17 protein-coding genes, 1 pseudogene and 1 riboswitch are annotated in these 20,339 nt (G+C 44.5%); of the genes and pseudogenes, 4 read left to right on the top strand and 14 right to left on the bottom strand.

Annotated features, from left to right (window positions below):
• Window positions 1-35: 35 nt before the first annotated feature.
• The 4 genes from EV210_RS09910 (at window position 36) to EV210_RS09925 (ending at window position 4,956) form a co-directional block, all read left to right on the top strand.
• Window positions 36-2,474: a heavy metal translocating P-type ATPase gene (locus EV210_RS09910; protein WP_243650504.1), complete on the top strand. Its 2,439-nt coding sequence runs from the start codon at window positions 36-38 to the stop codon at window positions 2,472-2,474.
• Between the two features lie 112 nt (window positions 2,475-2,586).
• A complete protein-coding gene (lspA, locus tag EV210_RS09915; RefSeq protein ID WP_132079361.1) occupies window positions 2,587-3,063 on the top strand; it encodes a signal peptidase II in 477 nt (158 codons plus the stop codon).
• Between the two features lie 2 nt (window positions 3,064-3,065).
• The gene (gene mltG / locus EV210_RS09920; RefSeq protein ID WP_132079364.1) at window positions 3,066-4,082 is read left to right on the top strand and encodes an endolytic transglycosylase MltG; all 1,017 of its coding nucleotides are present in this window, start codon (window positions 3,066-3,068) and stop codon (window positions 4,080-4,082) included.
• Window positions 4,083-4,136: 54 nt separating this feature from the next.
• Window positions 4,137-4,267, top strand: a riboswitch (cyclic di-AMP (ydaO/yuaA leader).
• 2 nt (window positions 4,268-4,269) lie between these two features.
• Window positions 4,270-4,956 carry a C40 family peptidase gene (locus EV210_RS09925; RefSeq protein ID WP_416334036.1) on the top strand — a complete coding sequence of 229 codons (687 nt, stop codon included), beginning with the start codon at window positions 4,270-4,272 and terminating at the stop codon, window positions 4,954-4,956.
• Window positions 4,957-5,443: 487 nt separating this feature from the next.
• Here the strand turns inward: EV210_RS09925 and EV210_RS09930 are convergent, their stop codons facing one another.
• The 14 genes and pseudogenes from EV210_RS09930 to hflK form a co-directional block, all read right to left on the bottom strand.
• A complete protein-coding gene (locus EV210_RS09930) occupies window positions 5,444-6,112 on the bottom strand; it encodes a cytochrome c biogenesis CcdA family protein (RefSeq protein WP_165898857.1) in 669 nt (222 codons plus the stop codon).
• Between the two features lie 228 nt (window positions 6,113-6,340).
• Window positions 6,341-7,624 (bottom strand): glycosyltransferase family 2 protein, encoded by a 1,284-nt coding sequence (locus EV210_RS09935; RefSeq protein WP_132079369.1) that lies wholly within the window; start codon window positions 7,622-7,624, stop codon window positions 6,341-6,343.
• 193 nt (window positions 7,625-7,817) lie between these two features.
• Entirely contained in the window at window positions 7,818-8,969 is a 1,152-nt protein-coding gene (locus EV210_RS09940) for an MGDG synthase family glycosyltransferase (protein ID WP_165898858.1), read from the bottom strand.
• The gene (locus tag EV210_RS09945; protein ID WP_132079375.1) at window positions 8,966-9,550 is read right to left on the bottom strand and encodes a class I SAM-dependent methyltransferase; all 585 of its coding nucleotides are present in this window, start codon (window positions 9,548-9,550) and stop codon (window positions 8,966-8,968) included. The genes EV210_RS09940 and EV210_RS09945 overlap by 4 nt, the downstream gene beginning before the upstream one ends.
• 4 nt (window positions 9,551-9,554) lie before the next feature.
• Window positions 9,555-11,624, bottom strand: a complete 2,070-nt coding sequence (locus EV210_RS09950; RefSeq protein WP_132079378.1) for a DUF5693 family protein — start codon at window positions 11,622-11,624, stop codon at window positions 9,555-9,557.
• Window positions 11,625-12,285: 661 nt separating this feature from the next.
• On the bottom strand, window positions 12,286-12,990 hold the full coding sequence (locus tag EV210_RS09955; RefSeq protein ID WP_132079381.1) for a TVP38/TMEM64 family protein: 705 nt from the start codon (window positions 12,988-12,990) through the stop codon (window positions 12,286-12,288).
• Between the two features lie 185 nt (window positions 12,991-13,175).
• The gene (locus EV210_RS09960) at window positions 13,176-14,561 is read right to left on the bottom strand and encodes a VanW family protein (protein ID WP_132079384.1); all 1,386 of its coding nucleotides are present in this window, start codon (window positions 14,559-14,561) and stop codon (window positions 13,176-13,178) included.
• A 235-nt stretch (window positions 14,562-14,796) separates the two neighbouring features.
• Window positions 14,797-15,066: a hypothetical protein gene (locus EV210_RS09965; protein ID WP_132079387.1), complete on the bottom strand. Its 270-nt coding sequence runs from the start codon at window positions 15,064-15,066 to the stop codon at window positions 14,797-14,799.
• 240 nt (window positions 15,067-15,306) lie between these two features.
• A pseudogene (locus EV210_RS09970) lies at window positions 15,307-16,026 on the bottom strand (heparan-alpha-glucosaminide N-acetyltransferase).
• A gap of 89 nt (window positions 16,027-16,115) precedes the next feature.
• Window positions 16,116-16,487 (bottom strand): response regulator transcription factor, encoded by a 372-nt coding sequence (locus tag EV210_RS09975; protein ID WP_132079390.1) that lies wholly within the window; start codon window positions 16,485-16,487, stop codon window positions 16,116-16,118.
• A gap of 111 nt (window positions 16,488-16,598) precedes the next feature.
• Complete coding sequence (locus EV210_RS09980; RefSeq protein ID WP_132079393.1) at window positions 16,599-17,465, bottom strand: DUF8173 domain-containing protein; 867 nt, start codon at window positions 17,463-17,465, stop codon at window positions 16,599-16,601.
• A gap of 19 nt (window positions 17,466-17,484) precedes the next feature.
• Entirely contained in the window at window positions 17,485-17,973 is a 489-nt protein-coding gene (locus tag EV210_RS09985; RefSeq protein WP_132079396.1) for an anti-sigma factor family protein, read from the bottom strand.
• A gap of 5 nt (window positions 17,974-17,978) precedes the next feature.
• Window positions 17,979-18,548, bottom strand: coding sequence for an RNA polymerase sigma factor (locus EV210_RS09990; protein WP_132079399.1), 570 nt, complete (start codon window positions 18,546-18,548; stop codon window positions 17,979-17,981).
• A 645-nt stretch (window positions 18,549-19,193) separates the two neighbouring features.
• The gene (gene hflK, locus EV210_RS09995) at window positions 19,194-20,321 is read right to left on the bottom strand and encodes an FtsH protease activity modulator HflK (RefSeq protein WP_132079402.1); all 1,128 of its coding nucleotides are present in this window, start codon (window positions 20,319-20,321) and stop codon (window positions 19,194-19,196) included.
• Between the last annotated feature and the right edge of the window lie 18 nt (window positions 20,322-20,339).

Below are 20,339 nucleotides of genomic sequence, written 5' to 3' on the forward strand. Positions count from 1 at the left end.
AACACTCGATGAATAAGGAATGGGGAGATGAGATTATGAGTACAAAACCTGACGATTGCCACTGTGGCTGTTGCTCCGGTGATGGTGAGGTAGCGATGTCATTGGTTGAAGCGGCAGCCGCCGTAGACAGTGCTAATTTGATAAATAGTAAATTTAGTATAGATGGGCTAGACTGCGCTGATTGTGCATCAAAACTAGAAAAAGGAATCCGGAAATTACCAGGCGTACGGGAGGCTCAAGTGAATTTTGCGGCCGCCATATTAAAAGTGGTGTATGATAAAACGCTCTTAGAGGTAGCCTTGATTACTAAAACAGTCAGCGGCTTTGGCTATAGCGCGACGATGCTGCCGGCCAATCAGGACGCACCAGGTTACCATACATCAGTGTTCCGGATTGAAGGTATGGACTGTGCCGACTGCGCTGCCAAACTTGAGAGAAAGGTAGTGGCTCTCGCCGGAGTGCGGTCGGCAACAGTAAACTTTGGCGCAGGCAAACTGACGGTTGAGCATGCTCTCACCGATTCAGATATTATCAAAGTTGTACAGCAAGCTGGTTATCAGGCTCTTAGTGACGGTCAAACTTCCCGGCCTGGTGTTCAGACAGGCGGTACTTGGTGGCGCAAGCCGAGAACGTTGGCGACGATTGTTTCAGGAGTATGTCTGTTGGCCGCTATTCTACTGGATTGGGCGAACCTGGGTGATTCTATTATTGTGCCGCTCTATCTTGCGGCCATGGTTATTGGCGGGTATCACGTAGCCAAAAGCGGTTTGTATGGTTTGAAAAGCTTTACGTTAGATACTAATTTTCTTATGATCATTGCAGCCATTGGTGCGGTGGCTATTCGGGAGTGGAGCGAGGGCGCAACCGTTGTATTCTTGTTTTCTCTGGGTAATGCATTGCAGGCCTACACGATGGATAAAACCCGCGAATCCATTCGCGCCTTAATGGACTTAGCGCCGCGAGAAGCGCTGGTACGGCGCGACGGGCAGGAATTGCGTCTACCGGTAGAAGAAATCGTGGTAGGCGATGTCATTATCGTCAAACCAGGTGAGCGCATTGCCATGGATGGTAATGTAGTGAGTGGTGTTTCCACGGTGAACCAGGCGCCCATCACCGGTGAGTCCATGCCAGTGGAAAAAGAACCTGGCGACCTTGTTTATGCTGGGACGGTTAATGAACAGGGAGCGATGGAAATCACTGTGACAAAACTGGCAGCGGACTCGACGCTGGCGAAAATTATGCATATGGTTGAAGAGGCGCAGGCCGAAAAAGCGCCTATGCAGCAATTTGTTGATGTTTTTGCCAAATATTATACGCCTGCTGTTATTCTAGCGTCTCTAGGCTTGATGCTTATACCTTCATATGTTTTCAATCAACCCTTTGATGTCTGGTTTTACCGGGCACTTGTGCTGCTGGTTATTTCTTGTCCTTGTGCGCTGGTTATTTCCACGCCGGTATCCATCGTCTCGGCGATTGGCAATGCTTCCCGGCATGGCGTACTGATTAAAGGTGGGGCTCATTTAGAACAAATGGGTCGAATTAAAGCCGTTGCTTTTGACAAAACAGGAACATTGACCATTGGGAAACCATTAGTGACCGATGTGGCACCGCTGAACGGCATTGTCAAGCAAGAGTTATTATTGTTGGCGGCTGCAATCGAAAAGTGGTCGGAGCATCCACTGGCCCAGGCGATTGTTGCTAAGGCTGGCAATGCACCCTTAAAGACAGTAACTAAGTTTAAGGCCCTTATCGGACGGGGTGCACAGGCTGATGTAGACGGGCAGACAGTATATGTTGGTAACCGTCGCCTGTTTGAAGAAATTGGCCACGCCTTGGCCGGGTACGAAGGACTGCTTACTCAATTGGAACAGCAAGGGAAGACCGTGATGTTGGTTGGCACGGAACAGCAAATACTGGGTGCCATTGCCGTCGCTGACACGCTGCGGGAAAACAGCACCGATGCGGTTGCTGCGCTTCGAGCCGCCGGAGTGCAAAACTTGGCGATGCTAACTGGTGACAACAAGCGAGTGGCGGCAGCTATTGCCGAAAAGCTTAGTATCGATACCTTTTACAGCGAGCTGTTACCAGAAGATAAAGTAGCCGCGCTGAAAGACCTGGCTCGTAAATATGGCAGCGTAGCTATGGTGGGCGATGGCGTCAATGATGCTCCCGCTCTAGCGACGGCCAATGTGGGTATCGCCATGGGGGTTGCCGGGTCAGATACGGCGTTGGAAACGGCTGATATTGCCCTCATGTCAGATGATTTGAGTAAACTGGCCTATGTCATGAAGCTAAGCCGAAAGACAGTGGTGATTATCAAGCAGAATATTACTTTTTCTTTAGTGATAAAACTGTTGTTTGTTGTAGGGACTTTTGCCGGTTTTGTAAATTTGTGGCTAGCAGTCTTGGCCGATACTGGCGCTTCGCTATTGGTCACGCTAAACGGTATGCGTCTGGCCCGGGAGATCAAGTAGTTTTCACGGGGGTAGGCAAAAGTGTCTACCCCTATTTTAAAAGATCATATGGAGTTTACTACAAAAAAATGCGCTTATTTAGGGCGGTTTTTAGGCGAGAGGAGGACAACCTGTGCCGGTATTAGTGTTAGCTATTGTCAGTGCTCTTATTGACCAAGGCATCAAATATTACGTTCAATCGCAGATGACGCTGGGCATGTCCATACCGGTTATCAATGGGGTTTTTCACATTACGTATATTTTAAACCCCGGGGCTGCTTTTAGCATATTGGAACATCAAACCATATTGCTGATGGCTGTAACAGTTGGCATGTTAGCTGCGCTGGTGTATTTTTATGGCCACATAGCAGCAGGACCTTGGTTGATGCGCCTGGGGGCAGGATTGTTAGCAGGTGGCGCGATTGGCAATTTAATTGACCGGGTAAAAACCGGTTATGTAGTTGATTTTCTCGATTTTCGTATATGGCCGGTTTTTAATTCGGCGGATGTTGCTATTGTTACCGGGGTGAGTTTATTGATGTATACTATGCTGTTTTTCCCCGAAACGTTGCCGGGGGGAAACCCGGGAAGGACGGAGAAAGAGAGTTAACCATGAACAATATACAGAAGAAAGCTCTGTTGCAAATATTTGTATTAGTGTTGGTTCTCATGGTGATTACCGGTTTTGAGTACTGGCGTGATTCCGGTGTGATGGTCAGCACCTACGAAGGTAGGACTGAAACGCTTACAGTGAAGCCGGAAATGACGGTGAAAGATATAGGCGAGGTCTTGTTCCAAAACGGGATCATTCACAATGCTACGCTCTTTCGCATCAATGCCAAAGTTCAAGGGGCTGAAAACTCGCTCCAGGCTGGTAATTATGTCCTTAGCTCCAAAATGAGTATGTCGGATATCATTGATAAGATGGTTCGGGGGGATACAGTGTATCGTTTGCTGACTATTCCCGAAGGCTACAATGTGGAGCAAATTGCAAAGTTACTTGATGAGCAGGGGTTGGGTGACGGCGCTACATTTAAGGCGCTGGCACGAAATTTTACGCCTTTGGATTACATGGTACAGCAGCCTGGGATTATCTATCCAGTTGAGGGCTATGTTTTTCCAGACACGTATCGCATCAACCCAGGCATGACGGAAGAAGGTATCTTAAAGATGCTGGTTGCTAATTTTGATAAAAAGCTGACAACCGATATGCGGGAACGGGCAAGAGCGCTGGGGCTATCTCTTCATCAAGCAGTGACATTGGCCTCACTGGTGGAAAAAGAAGCTAAGCTAGATACAGAGCGGCCAGTTATTGCAGGCGTGTTTTACAACCGCCTAAAACAGAACATGCCGCTCCAGTCTTGTCCGACTGTACAATATATTCTAGGCTATCCTAAAGCCGAACTTACTATCGCAGATACCCAAATTATGTCACCGTATAACACCTACCAGAATCTTGGATTGCCGCCAGGCCCAATTGCCAGTCCTGGTATGGCCGCTATTCAAGCGGTATTGTATCCGGCGGACACACCTTATTTCTACTTTGTGGCGGCCAAGGATGGCTCTCACCGTTTTAATAAAACGTATGAAGAACACTTGGCTGCTGTGGATGCGGTGGACAAGGAATAGTATGGCGTTATCGCTATAATAACAGAACAAGGATATTGGTTATTTTAAATCGGAAAAATGTATGCGCTGAATCCTGGTATAACAGGTACGGAGGACCCAAAATTGGGGTGAAGCGACATGATCGCGGGGCCTAAGCCTTGGCCCTAACCCGACAGCTAACTTCGGAGGCGCCGGAAGGCGGGGTACATTGGGAAAAGTGAAATATTGCAAATGGACGATAGCCGTATTATTAGGGGTCTCCGTGCTATGGGGTAGCTCTGCAAATGCACTTGCTGCTGTTCGCCTCGGAGATAGTGGCGATGAAAGTAGGGCTGTCCAAGAACGTCTGATAAGTCTTGGGTACGATGTAGGATTACCGGATGGGGTATTCGGTGTTCGGACCCAAACTGCGGTGGAAGCCCTACAGGCGGAGAACGGATTAGTTGTGGATGGAATTGTAGGCGAGGATACATGGCGTGTGCTTCGAACTGCCGTGCCGCAAGTGAGCCGGGGGCGAGAGAGCAGTGCAGTTTCTGCTCGGATTATATTAACCGCCCAGCGGTATCAGGGAGTGCCTTATGTTTGGGGTGGGACGAGCCCTGGCGGGTTTGACTGTTCGGGATTTACACAATATGTATTTGCCTTAAATGGGGTAAATCTCCCTCGTACGGCTGACGTCCAGTTTGAAGTGGGTATTCCAGTGCGTTATGGGCAGCTTCAGCCAGGTGATTTGGTTTTTTTCTCAACGTATGAGCCTGGGCCATCTCATAATGGGATTTATCTAGGTAGCGGAAGGTTTATCAGTGCAAGTTCCAGTCGTGGCGTGGCCATTGATCGCCTAGACAGTGACTATTGGAGTTCACGGTACCTAGGTGCTCGGCGGGTTATCCGTTAACTGGCAATGCGGTTAAAGAAGAATGTTTCTAAAAACAAGCACACTCTCTGCAAGTGTTTCTGCGGAGGGTGTGCTTGTTACTACTATTTCGTTTTTAGCTTTAACTACATAGAAATTGGGATGATAGCGCGTGGCAGCAAAAATTTTATCCTACGCAATTGCATATGTAACTCATTATCTATAGCAACATAAAATAACACATAAGATATTTCGTATATATATTGGAGGGATACTTTTGAGAAGACTTTGGGATAATCCGGAGATTGAAGAATTGCCTGATGAGTTTGAACGACAGCAAATGTGTGCGCCCAAATGTATGCCTAATTGTATGCCAAACTGTATGCCAAACTGTATGCCGCTTTGTTACCCTTCGTGCAGACCCAAAAAGCCGCCTGCCTGCAAGCCAGCTTTTACGAATTATTACTAGTGTGCTATAGTCTGCATTTATTGTCTCATACTTTGGTAACTGGAAATAACCCCCAAGTCATTAGCTTACTAAGTCGAAAAAGATTAAAATCCCGCTGATTGCCAGCAGTATACCTGCTATGCGCTGTACCACATTCAATCGGCGCGAAAAGAGGCGTATCCTACTCAAATACTGCTCTAATGTAACCGCCAGCAATGCAAAGGGCAGGCAAAACCCTAAGCCATAAACGAAGAAGAGAGCGACTCCTTTTAATAAGGAGGGTGAAGCGCTTGCATACACTAATACCGGTGCAAGCAGCGGGCCGTTGCAGGGGGTCCAGGCGGCAGTGGAGGCCATACCCAGAAGAAAGATGCCGCCTGGGTCAGCATTTACCGGAAAGCGCAAATGGTACTTACGGCTGATCAAAGAGAAAGAAAGGAGCCCGCTAAGCTGTAAGCCCATTATAAACATGAATGCTGCTCCTATTTTACTAATGATGTGTTGATAACTATGCAGGGCTTGACCAAGGTAGGCTGCGCCGATACCTATAATAAGAAAGACTGCGATAAATCCACTTAAGAATATGCCAATATTGATACACAATTGCCACCTGTGGGGAAATCGGACGGCTCTGCCTGCGCTGCCTAGGAATGCTGTACAGGTTGGCAAAACAGCTAATACACAGGGAGATAGAAAGGAAAAAAAACCAGCAGTGAAGGCAGTCAAAAGCGCAGCATAGCCTATTTCCATTGACGCAATCCTCCTCAGTTTATTGAATTTGCACACAATCATATCTATGAGGGTAAGAGAACGTCCCATGCAATCCTTTATTTGGTAAATCATGATAAAACGAGGCAACCAGCAACCCTTGTGGGTGGCGGTTACCTCGTTTGGCACTGCTGTCTTTTAAGATAAAAATATTCATTCTTTGATGGTGCCCTTTTAGACGCAGAATCTGGTAGGAGCATTAGCCATTTTTTATTTAGTAGCTTGCTTACCCATAAGATTTTCCTTGGGAAATTCACCAGTGTCATTTAAGAGTATGTCATGATAGCTTAGGCTACGGGTATGTTGGGTATGATGCCAATTACGATCATTTCGGTGCAGAAAACCTAAGATGGTGATTGGTATCCAACTATACACAAAAAGAGGATAAAAAATTGAATAAACCCAGGTTATCAGATTTGCTCGAATTTTAGCAAGGATAATTATTGGAAATACATATTGGCCTATGGCAATTATTGTCCATACTTCTATCGGTAGAATCATATAAAAGATATTGGTATAAAAAGGGGTAATATAATAAATATAGTTTAGAAAAATAAAGGTTGTGGATAATAGCAGGAAATGTGGCTGAACGAGATGGAGAACACCATCTAAGAGGCGTATATCTCGACGTTTTATTCCTTCTATCAGCAATTTCGGAATATAGCGACCGGCAACATCAAAGTGGCCCTGAGCCCAGCGCTCGCGCTGATTCCAGGATTGTTTAAAAGTAAGTGGCTTTTCGTCATACACGATGGCATCATGTGCCCAAGTTGTACGGATACCAATCAATAGCACTTTCATGGTGAATTCCATATCCTCAGTCAGACAGGTTGCCCCCCAACCGAATTTTTTTAAAATATCTGTGGAGATACACATGCCAGTGCCACCGAGGACGCTTGATAATCCCAAGTTATATTTAGCCAGGTGCCAGATGTGGTTTACCACCCAGAATGAAATTGCAAAGGTAGCAGTAATCCAGGTATCATTTGGATTTTTGGCATCAAGATAACCTTGAATAACTTTTTCACCTTTACACAGGCGATTATTCATTTCGAGAAGAAAATTTGGATGAACTAAATTATCGGCATCAAAAACCACGACAGCATCGTATTGCTTCTTTTGTGTGAACAGTTTTTCAAACATCCATTCCATGGCGTAGCCTTTGCCTCGATGTTCAAGGTTAAAACGTTCAAATACAATGGCACCGGCATTTTTGGCAATATTAGCTGTTTTATCTTTGCAATTATCGGCCACAACATACATATCGTAAAGTTCGCGTGGGTAATTGAGTACGCGTAGGTTTTCTATCAGTTGTCCAATTACTTGTTGCTCATTGTGTGCAGCAATTATAATAGCAAATGTATTTTTAGGTGTAAGTATCTTATTTTCATTCTTTTTGTAAATCCCAAAAAAGGCAATAATAAAATAATACAAGGTAAAAAAAACAATAATTAGTTGCAAAGGGATCATTATATAGTCAAAAATGTAATTCATGGACTTATTCTCCTTACAAATCTTGCTGTGAATATAGTGTTTGATGCTGGCGCCAGCACAAGCTGGCAAAGACCGAAAAATTGAAGGTTAAGGAGGTTAAACGGATAGCAGAGAAGAGCCACAAGCACGTAGTGTGGCTTAGCGGAAAATTCGTTGGTGACAAACAGCAGAATATTAATTTATTCTTATATAATCAAGTTTTACATGACTCCTTACCATAGCCAAGTGGCTTATCGAACAATTGACGTTTTATGACAGAGCAGACTGCCGCTGCAGCCTTCGGACGTTTCAGTTGGCGCAGATTGCATCTGATGTCGACCAGATGGGCGGGAGAGTTGAGCATAGAGTGGATGACATCAGATAGAGGCTGTCTGTAATGGACCCAGCGGGCTACGCCCTGGCTGACCAAGTATAGTGCATTGTCCTCCTCCTGCCCAGGTAAGGGACGGAAAAAGATGATAGGCAGTTCCATGGCCATGGCCTCAGCGCAGGTCAGGCCGCCGGGCTTCGTGATGAGAAGGTCGGCGGCGGCCATCAATTCGGGGATGCGATCCGTGTAGGGCAGCACGATGGTCGGGTGACGAATTAGTAATGCCGCTATTTCTTCTGTCAGACGGTAATTGTGGCCGGCAGTAATGATCAAGTTTACTGGTATAGGCAACTTAGCAATTTCGCGTACTATTTCAGGGATAGCACCTAAACCTAATCCACCGCCCATGATCAATAATATCGGGAAACTCTCAGTTAGTCCTAGCTCCATTTTGAGATTTGCCGGGTCCATTTTGTTACCGAATTTAGCGGTAATTGGGATTCCGGTAACTGTCAGTCGGCATGACGGAATGCTTTGAGCTAGCAATTCCTGCCGCATTGCTTCCGTAGCAATGCAGTACTCGTCCACTTCGTTATAAACCCAAAAACGATGCACTGAGAAATCAGTTAGCTGCGCTACGATTGGTATATTAAGATAACCGGTCTTGCGCAGGTGAGCTGCTGCGCTGCAAGGAAAGGGATGGGTAAAGACCAACAAGTCCGGCTGATGAATTGCTAAGAGCATTCGCAGTTGGCGTTTTAGGTAACTTGCGCTGACTTTTTGCGTGATAAGGGCAGAGTGTGGCGATTGAACAAAGTGATATAAAAAATCATAAAAATCCGGGTAATGCTGTAGCATGTGTAGATAGGTATTTTTTACTAGCGAAGAAAAACGGGAGGACTTTGCTCCGAAAAAATCGATTACTATTGCTTTCTTCACCCAAGCTTGCTCGGCTAGCTTTTCTTGAATGGCTTTTGCCGCCTGATCATGCCCTGTACCGAAGGATGCTGAAAGAATTAAAATGGTTTTTTTCATTTTTTCAACATCCTGCATAGATTGCTACAGCCTGTTTTTTTGCAGGAGTAGACGAAGGCTGGCGGCATATTTAGCGGTACAAAATCAATAATTACTTTAGTGAAGTAATCATTGAGCGTTTTTCTCATTTGCAATGAATATTGAAAAGCCACAAAAATGCCCCCAGGCTTGAGTGATTGATATACTGCCGCTATAATTTTATGGCGTAGCGGCTCAGAAAACGCGGCGAAGGGTAACCCGGATATAATGCAGTCTGCAGGCGGCAGATTACGCATGTGAAGAAGCCTGTCCAGTTTTTCGGCTTTGGCACCGTAATGAAATGTGGGATGGGAAATCTTAAGCAACTTGCGCATAGCGAAATCCCTCTCAATTACAAGTACCTGGCACGATTCTTTTTTATGTTCGGCAATAAAATTGGTGAACACTCCGGTACCCGCACCTAGCTCCACAATCGTTTCCATATGGTCCCACGGTAAGTTGGCCAACATGGCGTTAGTCAGAAATGACGAGCTAGGAGTAATGCTGCCGATTTTTCCTGGTTCCAGTAAAAATTTATATAAAAAGATAACTCGACTTGTCATTTTTTCACTCTTTCTTTCGCAGGTTACGTTTGGATACCAAAACTGATACCAGGTAGAGCCCGGCAACTGCCGCTACCCCAAAAATAGCGCCCAGCGCCAATCCATCCAAGGCCCGTACAAAAGACATAAATACAGGTGTTCGCAGGTGGGCAAACGTTCCTACTAGGGATCCCTGGGCAATCGTAGCCACTGCCACCAAACTGTATTGAACTGAGCGCGGCCATTGGCGGTAGAAAGCCATTGTTGCTAATAAAAACGCTGGATGGCCGATCATAAACTCCTTCGTCCGGGGTCTGGCATACATTGTCTGTTCCAGAAATGCCCTGATTTTTAATTCAATTGCAGGCACTGGCACACCGGCAGTGTGGCCGGAGCGTCCGACATATACCCAGGTGGCAATAGCTGCTATGGCAAATAGCATTAAAACTTTGATGGTAACCGGGCGCTCCCCAATCCCGCTTAACTGACGCCAAAAATTTTCACTTTCCGTTGGCCCGTTAGGGTTAAATAGTTTGTACCGGGTCAAATAGATAAGGGTAATCAATATTAAGGGGGCGACGAAGACTAGCTTGACCCCGCGGAAAATTTCTATTTCCAAAAGAAACCGCACGTCACTGAGAAGGGCGCCGATGTACAGCCCGCCCACCAAAGACAGCAGGGTAGTAATTACAAGCCCACTAATTCCCTGAACGATAATTTTGCAGAATCCGGCAGTGGTCTCCAGATTGCCTGAAACTTCATGCCGTCGCCAGCGATCAACTTGCCAGGTCACGGCTAGTACCGGAAAGCAGATCGCACTGGCCAAAGCTGCACTTTGTCTGGCGGCATCGCCTCTGCCGCTTAGCACCGAAAAGATCAATAGCATTGCTATGACCGCCGTTAACAGATACTGATGACGCGCCGGGAACGGACGAATAAGGGACAACAAAAGTACACTCGCAGCGGTTGTGCCCAAAATAATGACAGCAAGGAGCCAGGGAGAGGCAAAATACGGTTGATAGGTACCGGCCCGGCCGACAGTAAAATGGTTTTCCAGCAAAGCCTGCTTGACGCCAGAGATATATTGCAGATTGGTTTCGATCAAGGTTTTTCCTGATTCCGGTTTATCATACCGGCGGAGTAAATTAAGGCGAATATTCCTTTCTTGGTCGGCAATTACCCAGCGCTGGATTGCGTCCGCAATATTCAGTCGTGGCTGCTCAGCTTGGGGAATGCTATATAGTCTGGCGGCGCGATATTGAATGGCGGCAACTACTTCCATAAGACCTTTCTGTTTTAAAAATTGTAGTTGCAATGGATGCTCGATCATGCCAATAGTGAAGTCGCGATTTTTCATTTGGTCAGCAGTCAAAGACAGCGCATCTGGATATCCTAAGACCTCATCACCGACAAATACAATGGCCGAAATGTTGTTTTGTGAAACCACATTTAGACGTTCAAAGACCGCTCTTACGTCCGACATGGTTACTTTCATATAATTAGAAGGGCGGGGCACTACATAAAAGCCTTGAGCAACAACCTCTTTTAGTTCTGTTGTGGACAGGCCTAGATTCTCTTTTAGCACTTTTTCATATTGGGCTTTGACGGCTAATATCGGCTCGTTACCTTCTGCCAGAACGGATACTTTGCCGGGACCTAACCGTCGTATCAAGTCGCTTTTTATTTCCTCAGAGGAGTTTTTATCGTGGACAACCACATATACATCTTCGACCTGAATGCCTCCAGTAGCAGCTAAGTTGTGCCAAAAAGGATTATTCAAGGCTCCTATCTGATTTTGCTGCAACAAGGAAGCACCAGATAAAACGGTGACTTGACCGCTCTTACTTAGTTTTTCCAGAGTCATTTCATAAACTGCCAGAGAGGTAATTCCCGCGTCTTTGAACTGCCCCAGTAGAGAGCGTGGCGGCACGCCGACAATTTGCGCCAATTCCGCAATATCTTCATAGTCCATAATCAGTTCTACAGTGGAGTTATTTTCTTCTACCTTATACCGCTGCCAGTCCACGGCTACTGTTGCCAGCAGGCCAAGGATGATAAGACAGATAAGCAGTCGGTTATATATATAATGCGTCATAAACTTGCCGCCTTGTGTTCGTTGTATATCTCTCAGGTTGTGTAGAAATGAAAAATATATGAGTCATACTCATATTTTCTATAATGGTTTAGTGACGATCTTAATATTAAGTTTATCTTGGCAATTACATGTTTGTCTGGTCCTATGGCGTCACCTGCAAACTCTTTATATAACAAGAGACGGACAACGTTCCAAAAAGTTCGCCGATGGATTAAAAAAGTAGACAAGATGGGCGGTACAATCCATGAAAATTGGCCGAAAAATAAGAAAATGCTAAGGAGCAAGGCATTGATCAGTGCTACTTTCGTAAGTAGGCTGTGCTATAGACCCTATTCTACGAAAAATATCCTGTAGGTAATTTACCTACAGGATATTTTTCGTAGAATTTTGGGACAACCTAATAAACAGAGCATGCGGCTTTGCGCATAAAATACAGACTTAATAGCTAGATTTAACAATGAAGAGGGGGAGGGGAATTTATATAAACCAAATGGTGTTTAACCATCTGGGTCGTTATTGCTATTCCATATCTTCGTTTAGTTTCAATTTTGCAATTATATTAATAACATAAATTATCACAAACAAGTTCATAAAAAATATAATCCACATCATCTGCCATCACTCCATTACATTTTTATTTGACTTAAAGTGCCTAAATTAATTAGTTAGATTGACCATTTTTCGATTTACTTTTGTTATGCCACCATAACAGTCCATAAATAACCGTTACCCCGAAAACTATCAGCGCTAATCGTAGTTGGTTTTCCTGATAGTTTACAACATCATAGCCTACCACCACTTCTAATGCAGTTGAAGGTAACTTGCCAAGAAAGTTAGCCAGAATATAATCCTTCAGCGATATACGACTTACTGCACCTAAGGCGGTAATGATTCCAGATGGAAAATAGGGTAACATTCGGGCAATAAGCATCATTTGGAACCCGCTGGAACCACTAAATTCATCTATTTTCTGCAGCATTTTACTCTTTTTGATTAGTTCCTCCGCAGAGCTGCGGAGCACGGTTCGCATTAAAATAAAACTCGAAATTACACCAATGGTTTCGGCAAACCAGGAAATCACAATGCCTGGTCCTATACCGAAAACTATACCATTAGCAGTAGAAATGAAAATAGAAGGTAAAAATCCCACCATATTAATGAGTATATCAATAATTATACTGATCACAATGGCCCAGACCCCAAAGGAGCGAAGAAATTCAATCGTGCCGGATATATCTCCGCTTGTAGCCAAATACCATATGGTTGCAAACAAATCAGGCTTGGCAAGGTAAGCACTCACAACCAGAATCGCTAGCATCGCGACAGCGGTGAGTTTAACTACTATTTCGCGATTTGTTTTATTCATCTGTTGCGTCTCCTTAAACAATTGCGATAAGGTTCTACGAGTACTATACTAAAACATTGTGTGATTCTCGTGAAGAAATCTGAAGTAAATGACAACATTTCTTACCGCGGACTTAATCGGCGCTTTAGCTATCGGCATAATAAAAACAGATTATACAGTAATTAGTTACTTCTTCCCTGTTTGGTTTATTTAGAAGTCTTTTTAGGAGCTTTACTTCCTATGCGTACTACCGTGTCAACGGACTCAAACTCATCAGTACTGAGCAATTCCCGGCTGGTTTCTTTTCCATTTAACTTTTTAATTCGATATGTCGTTACCAAGAAGCCTTTTAGTCCATCTACTTCTACCTCTTGTTTTCCTAACTCCAGAGTTACATCTTGTTTAATAATCGTCTTAGGTTCAATGGTTTTAGTACTTGTGGCAACAATTTGTATTTCAGGAGTATGTTCGCTATATTTCCCTAAAATAGTGACCGTGAGCTGATTCCCAACAGCATCAGTTTTAAGGTAAATATTTCCGGAAGTAGTATTGCGGAATATAAAATCGAGTAAATTGTCTGCGACAGTGGCATCTTGGCCAAGGGGAAGATAGGCAGGGGGTCGAATATGAGAAGTTCTCTCTACGATGGTCATATCAGCCATTAGGGCAGCATTATAAACTGTACTGCTCACCTGGCACACTCCTCCCCCCCAGTCAGGAACCAGGACACCATTAATATAGCCGGGGGCCTTCTTGAAGCCGCGATCTGCGAGACGCGGGCCAACAACAAGATTGAAGGAGAACGAATCATCACGGCGTACCAACGTATTATTGATACTCTTGGCAGCCAGATAAATATTTTCAGAACGATTAGTGTCCGACGAGTCAAATTGGGTAGTATAGGAGGCAAGCACACGATCAATCTCTTGTAAATCGGCAGAGCTGGTCTGTGGCATCGTCTTGTCTACCGTCAGATTAATCGAAAAGATTCCTTGAGTAGTAATACTGGTTGTAATATCTTCCGTCGTTTTAACAATATTAAGCTTTTGTCCAAACTCGTCAGGTATAAGGACGAGTTTGTTTTCTTTTAATAAAATAAGTGTGGCATCTTTCGGGGGGATATCGATAGCTTGGCTGATACCTATCAATAACTGATTGAGCTTCTCCGTATTATATGAAATGGATAAAGGTATTCTATATCCCTGATTAACTGTAAGATAGCGCTCTTTCAATTGTGCTACTATAGGACCATTTCTGCCGACTTGGTAAGCTGCGCGTGCCAGTTGGTCTGCATCAATAGTAAGTTCAATGTTGGCAGTTGAGACCGTCCAAGTTTTGCTGGCATACATGAGTTGAATAGGTTCAGCAGTTCTGGCGCGATAAACTGCTAAAAGTTTTTGTTTTGCCCGTTCTTCGGATAGTCCGCCAAGATCAATGTCTGCCACCATTACACCTTGATAAATTGTATTTGTCATTGTAACAACGGCATTTGCAGCAAGAAAGCCGATTGTGCTTAACAAAAAAATAATAGCAAAGAAAATCGCCAGTTTGGTGGTTTGGCTGACTGCGCTAAATATTGTTGTAACTTGCACGACAGGCACTCCAATCTGTACAAAACCTCCGCAATTACCTAGACGCTGACGCTATTACTTATTCTCATTGAAACCTCAATAAATGAATTAGCTTGTTGAAGGCTCTCATATTTTCTAAACCAGATGGTTGCCCGGTATCATGTCCCCCGATACCAGGCAAACCATTTATATAAACAGCCCTGGCCAACCTCCGTGCTATAGCGGCCAGTCAACCAGGAACTGGAGGATGACTAATTTATTTCATGGCAGTTGCCATCCTTTTGGTCCGCTTACGATAGATGCTGTGTCCAGTATTGGTGACCGATTTCTGGTTTTTGCTGTTTTTGGCGAGGGTATAGTCCATACCTCGACGATCGAGAATCTGACGTACTTGCCCCGTAGTGATATCGCCACGGGGATCGCAAAGCGAATAGCGCCGATTGACCAAGCGCTCCAGCATAGTGGTAATCACGAAAAATTCATTGGATTTTGCATTGTCATAGGCTTCTAGGATGAGCCGTTCCATGTTATCACCTCGTATGGTTATGTAATTTTTTCTGAAAGATTATTATGTTTTGCAGGCCATTTAGGCATGCGATCTCGCAAAAGTGGTAGGCAGATTACAACAACCAGCTTTCTATAAATAATAGACGGATAAAGTTCCAGAAAAGTTCATCCAATGGAAAAAAAACAGGAAATGCTGCACATTGTGCGCAGCATTTCCTGTTGAAACCAAAGAGCAAATTATTAACGCGATAGACCGCTTCTACCCATTTTTGAAGCGATGCAAAATGTACAGGGTAGTCAGCAACACCGGCTGATGAATGAGGTAAACGGCCAGTGAATGACGACCTAATGCTACAAGCGGCTGTAGCCAACGGGGCTGTGGAAGATGGGAACGGCGTTCTTTGTACAATAGCTGTCCTAACGCCGCTCCATATAGAAAAAAACCTGACCAAGGCAGCAGTGGGTAGTAATCAAGAGAAGTGAAGTCAGCCGGTGTTATACCGAACGGCAGCAGCAGGGAATAGGGGGTGGTAAATTGTATCGTCCAGTAGAAGGAGGCGATAACTGTCGTTCCGGCCAGTATCAACCCAATTGGTCTTAGCTTTTTAATAAAAGGAAAGAACATCATACAGCTACCCAGCATATGCAGGATGCCAAACCGGATATACGTCTGCGGGTTATACAAATAGGTAACCAATGTAATCAACAGCCCTCAAGTGAAAACAACGACACCTTTGCGAAACTGATAAATGCTGAGGGTAGAACTGACACCGGCGATTGCCATAAACATAATTGCCGACAATTTACCTTCGTAATACCAAAAGCCGTCCATGTAGTTCAGGTTATAACCCCAAAAATCAGTCAGATCAACTATTAGATGAAAGACTACCATTAGCAGAAGCGCAATTCCCCTAAAGAAGTCAATTTCCCATATTCGAGATGATGAATTTGTCATTAATAGAATGCTCCTAAAAGACATGAACCAGCGCCAGGGTCTGCATAGTGGTTCTGGAAAATTTACTAGCTATTTTCTGAACCATGCAAGAAGTGCTCGTTAGTGGGGGACGGCTATTGAGAAGGGCGATTAGAGGCGCGTAAAACGGCTTTAACCCGGGCCACGAGTTCTCTGGGGCTAAAAGGTTTGGTAATGTAGTCGTCAGCCCCTAGTGAGAAAGCCGTTAGCTTGTCTGATTCATTGCAATCAGCTGTCAGAAAGATGATGGATACCGGACGCTGGATGTGCTGGCAGATTTCCCAGCCCGACAATTTGGGAAGCATAACATCTAGGATTAATAAAGTAGGACGATATTCCTCCTCCATAGCCAGAGCTTGTTCACCGTCGGCTGCCGTATAAACAGTAAATCCTTCGCGTTGTAAATACAATTTGACAATTTTGCTAATGGCTGGTTCGTCTTCTACCACTAAAATCGTTTCATTCATAGGGAAGCTCCTCTTATGAGTTGATAGATTAGGTAGATAAGATAAAAGGCCATTATGATTCCAGCTAGCCACACGTCGTCCTTCATAAGGGCCTCCCTTTTTAGAGTGTAATCAAAGAGGAGTGTCGGCTTCTTGAAAGAGAGCCAAACTGACTAATCCAACACCAAGTAATAAAATAAAAGCTAAGAATAGTGGCCCAATAAATGGAATATTGGTTATCAATGAGACGAAGGCAGCGCCATAGAGTGATTTTAACCAAGCAGGCTTGTCAAATTCACCTGCTTTGGCGGCAAGTCGACCGCCAATAGCCAAGCATACGCCGCTGGCACCGAAAGTGGCGGTTAGGAGAAAAAAGAGACCTACAACGAGTGCCAAAGGTAGCCCTATAATGCTGACCATCAGTAAACTTTCCAGTAGTAAAAACGCCAGGCCTAAGAGCAATCCCATGGCGGCCGCCTTGCCGCAAGACGATTGGCAGACTGATTCAAGCCGCTGGCAGCGGGAACGAAATCCCCAAGATAGTGCTGGGAGGATCATGAGAAAAGTAAAGGTTATGGTCAGTTGGACAAATCCCCAGAGAAATACCAGCAATGCGGCAAGTAGAATACTGGTTATGTTGTTAGAACCTGATTCCAGGTTCACAATCCCTCTTTTTACGACTGCGCCAGCTTCTTCGGTAAAGCGTCCACCCAGGACAAAGACACGTTTTTCAAGCTGTGCCGTGGGCAGCAAGGTCAGGTTACCGTTGATGACAACAACCTCATCGCTTACGTTGCCAGCAATAGTTACATCGGCGCCAATGACCACCACATGCTCGACAAAGGCGTTTGGGGGGATGAACACATCTTTAAAATCGATGACATCCGGGGCCGAATCGCCTGACAACCGGTTGGCTGCGGATGCAGGTTGTAGCGGCAGGGTGATTACCGTCAGTATCATTAGTGCCAGACTAACAGCCGCCCAAAATTTTTTTTGCATGAAGACGACCTCCCTTTGATTAAGCGATGCGGCGTATGGCCAGGCGTCGTATGGATGCCAGTACGATGAATAGCAATGTGGATAATGCTACGCCGCTAATTATTTGCAGCAAGGGAGTGGTTTTAACAACCAAGGTTCCCAATCTGACGAGGGTGAAGATAATATTGCCGATGAGCCAGAGCAAACTGAAAAAAAATGGGCTTATGATTACCAGTGTGACAATGATCAAGCCAGTCAAGGCTAAACCGATACCGATGATTGGTTTTAAAAAGGCGCCGCCCGATTCGGCTAACCCAATTTTGTTCATCGTTGCTTGAACAAAGGAGTTATCTAGGATAAGCACCGGCATGTGCTCTTTGAGAAACCGAGTGGTTTCTGCCAGTGAAGTAAGCTCAGTCCGGCAGGCCGGGCAATTTGCTAAATGTTCGTCTACTTGCTGGGTTAAATCATTGTTCAACTCATTATCAAGGTGCTCCCACAACAAATCTTTACATGTTTTGCAATCCATGTTTGTCACAACCTTTCTGGCGCCAGAATCTCGCGCAGACGGGACCTGGCAGCGCTGATGCGGGATTTTACCGTTCCTAGAGGGATATTGAGAATTTGCCCAATTTCATTATAAGGTAATTCTTGAAACTCATAAAGTACCCATACTGTTCGCTGTTCCAGAGTAAGTTGTTCCAATGCCGCCAATACCAGCCGCTGCTGTTCTTTCTGTACAGCTACTAACTCGGGTGATTGGGCAGGGTTTGAAAGAGGTAGGGCTGACTCAAGGGGTTGGATCCTCCCCAGGGAATTGGCTGTTTTTTTATCAATGCTTAAATTGACGGTAATTTTGACAAGCCAGCGGTAAAAAGCGTTGGCGCTAGTAAGTCGGTTGATGGACAAATAGGCCTTGAGAAAAGCCTCTTGGGCGATATCTTCGGCATCCTGAGCATTGCCTACAACCCCGAACGCAATGTTTATAATATGATCTTTATACCGCCAGACCAGCTTGCTAAAGGCAGTCTTATCTCCGGTCATAGCTTGTTGGATTATTGTAGATAATTCTTCGGTCAAAGCAGGTATCACCACCTCCATCATAACACCACACTACTATCCTATCCCGATTAGCATTGACAAGGGGAGTAGCCGGGGTAAGACGCCATTCTTCTCGGACACGTTTGTAAAATATACCACACTGATTAGCGCTAATGTAATGACTATAGGAACGATGCTGGCAGTGTGAGTGGAGAATCTTTGTATAAAGAGGGATCGTGAACCGTAATTAATAAATTAGTATGCCTTCCAGGTAAAAAACAGTTAGCTCTTCCAAGGAGGGGAGAGGCAAAAAAACAGATAAATAAATTTACAGGACCGTTGGCAGTAATGCTGATAAACCTGTAGGGAATGGGAACTAAGGTGCCGAATTATGGCAGAGTCCAGCTAGTTTTCCACTAACAATGGATCACCTCAAAATAGCAAGAGTGACGAACCAATTTAGCACCTGTAGACCCAACTTGCCGCCAAAGATTTTGCTATCTATTTGCGAACGGAGACGGTAAGTCCATCTGTACACTATCTAGACTAAGGTAACTAATATACGTAATTAATATACTATGTTATAAAAGACGGATAAAGTTCTGAAAAGTTCGCCTGCGGGTAAAAAATGTAGATTAGTGTAAAAAAACAACGGGAAACGGCGCAGAATGCGCGGCATTTCTCGTTGTTTTTTGCAGTTATTACCAGTTAGTTGCTAGCCGGATTATTGGCCTGATCAAAAAGCCTTAGATTAATTTTACCATCTGTTGGATTAACAATGAATTTTTTAGCTTTTGGCAATACTTTTTCCATTGTGTCTAGGAATAGACGATACTTTGTAGTATCTTGCGAACTTGTATTCTGATATTCTCCCAGCATGGCTTCAAATTTTTGGGCATCACCCTTAGATTTATTTATTACTTCTGCTCTATAAGAAGCGGCCTTGGTAATTTGTTCGTTGGCCTTGCCTCGTGCTTCCGGAATCAGGCTGTTATAATACCCTTTAGCTTGATTAATTTGCTTTTCTTTGTCTTCTTTTGCCGTTGTAACATCCCGGAAGGCATTAGCAACCTCAGTGGGAGGTACAATGGCTTTAATATTAAAATTTGTAACCTGTAGTCCGGAGTTATAACTGTCGAGTATACTCTGGGCCTGTTTCATAACCATTGACTGAGCGTTCACTTTGCCGCTGGTCAAAATATCATCTACGCCCATGCTTGCTGTGAGATAAACCAATGCTGCCTCAACACTAGTTCTCACTAATTGCTCATCATTGGAATTTACACTATATAAATAGTTGGTTGCGTCTTTAATTTTATAATGCACAATGGCTTCAGTACTGATAATGTTTTCATCACCGGTTAGCAGCTGAATGTTTTGTGGTGGGTCATCTTTATGTATATGATCGGGCAAACTGACGCCCACATCAGCTCGGCGCACCTCGGCGATATTCACTTTCTCAACCTTGTCTATCGGCCATGGTAGTCGATAGTGAATGCCTTCATAAATGGATTTATCCAAGATACTGCCAAATCGCTTGATGACGGCCTGCTCACCAGGATTCACAATGTAAATGCCGGTGAGAACATAGATCAGCAGAAATCCTAACAAGAGTGCCTGTGCTGCTTTCTTAGGGTTAATGTGCTGAAATGCTTTCGTAATATCCTCAATAACGGAGATCCGGTCATTCTCATTGTATTTTTGTTTTATACTATTAAAGAGACTCTTTATGATAACAGGCAAATTCTGCAACTTGTCTTTTATGATTTGGATTAGCGAACTAAGGAGCTTCTTAAGATCTTTTTTCGGTGGTTGTAGTTGGTTTCCTTCACTCACGGTGGTAGGTACCTCCTT

This window comes from Anaerospora hongkongensis, from assembly GCF_004339805.1.
Taxonomy (GTDB): domain Bacteria; phylum Bacillota; class Negativicutes; order Sporomusales; family DSM-15969; genus Anaerospora; species Anaerospora hongkongensis.

Excerpts from the sequence above, each read along its gene's own strand:
- EV210_RS09910 (WP_243650504.1), top strand. The coding sequence starts at position 36 with ATGAGTACAAAACCTGACGATTGCCACTGTGGCTGTTGCTCCGGTGAT.
- mltG (WP_132079364.1), top strand. The coding sequence starts at position 3,066 with ATGAACAATATACAGAAGAAAGCTCTGTTGCAAATATTTGTATTAGTG.
- EV210_RS09930 (WP_165898857.1), bottom strand. The coding sequence starts at position 6,112 with ATGGAAATAGGCTATGCTGCGCTTTTGACTGCCTTCACTGCTGGTTTT.
- EV210_RS09935 (WP_132079369.1), bottom strand. The coding sequence starts at position 7,624 with ATGAATTACATTTTTGACTATATAATGATCCCTTTGCAACTAATTATT.
- EV210_RS09940 (WP_165898858.1), bottom strand. The coding sequence starts at position 8,969 with ATGAAAAAAACCATTTTAATTCTTTCAGCATCCTTCGGTACAGGGCAT.
- EV210_RS09945 (WP_132079375.1), bottom strand. The coding sequence starts at position 9,550 with ATGACAAGTCGAGTTATCTTTTTATATAAATTTTTACTGGAACCAGGA.
- EV210_RS09950 (WP_132079378.1), bottom strand. The coding sequence starts at position 11,624 with ATGACGCATTATATATATAACCGACTGCTTATCTGTCTTATCATCCTT.
- EV210_RS09955 (WP_132079381.1), bottom strand. The coding sequence starts at position 12,990 with ATGAATAAAACAAATCGCGAAATAGTAGTTAAACTCACCGCTGTCGCG.
- EV210_RS09965 (WP_132079387.1), bottom strand. The coding sequence starts at position 15,066 with ATGGAACGGCTCATCCTAGAAGCCTATGACAATGCAAAATCCAATGAA.
- EV210_RS09975 (WP_132079390.1), bottom strand. The coding sequence starts at position 16,487 with ATGAATGAAACGATTTTAGTGGTAGAAGACGAACCAGCCATTAGCAAA.
- EV210_RS09980 (WP_132079393.1), bottom strand. The coding sequence starts at position 17,465 with ATGCAAAAAAAATTTTGGGCGGCTGTTAGTCTGGCACTAATGATACTG.
- EV210_RS09985 (WP_132079396.1), bottom strand. The coding sequence starts at position 17,973 with ATGGATTGCAAAACATGTAAAGATTTGTTGTGGGAGCACCTTGATAAT.
- EV210_RS09990 (WP_132079399.1), bottom strand. The coding sequence starts at position 18,548 with ATGATGGAGGTGGTGATACCTGCTTTGACCGAAGAATTATCTACAATA.